This is a genomic window from Haloferax sp. Atlit-10N (assembly GCF_003586325.1).
Lineage (GTDB): Archaea > Halobacteriota > Halobacteria > Halobacteriales > Haloferacaceae > Haloferax > Haloferax prahovense.
In genome coordinates this window covers 1-454 of the sequence record NZ_PSYX01000161.1, presented here as the reverse complement: position 1 = coordinate 454, position 454 = coordinate 1, and the positions used below count along the sequence as shown (strand labels likewise).

Annotated in this window: 1 pseudogene; it reads right to left on the bottom strand. The window is 53.3% G+C overall.

Going from position 1 to position 454, the window contains the following annotated elements:
• Positions 1-167 precede the first annotated feature (167 nt).
• Positions 168-454 (bottom strand): annotated as a pseudogene (locus C5B91_RS22915) (primase-associated protein); the annotation flags it as partial.

The following is a 454-nucleotide window of genomic DNA, read 5'->3' as shown; positions in this document are numbered from 1 at the left end:
TGTTCTGAGTCTCTTGAGGTCTTCCGGCTCGGAACTTCGGATCGTGAAATACCCCAATTCACCCAATTCTGGTTGTTTTAGCCGCTGAAAATTGCTCGACGAGGGGTTTGAAGAGCCTGTCTTTGGTCTGCAACACAGCTCTCGAATATCTGAGAAAAATCTATGATTTAGAACTGCCCTGCGGGGCCGGTGGACTGCTCATCGACTTGCTCGTACATCTCATCAGGGAACGGGAGGCTGCCCCAGATCGAGTAGGGACGCTAGTCCTAGCCGATGTAGTAGCGTTGTAAATCGTCATTATCGCAGTTCATCGGCAACGGCGTGTCGCGATTGTGTTCGAGAACTCGTAGCGGACCTGGTGCTCGGTCTCCTGCTCGTCGTACCAAGGCCACCTCGAGAAGACGTCTTTGAGGTCTGTGACAATCATCTCGGGGTCGCTGTCCTGGTACTGGGG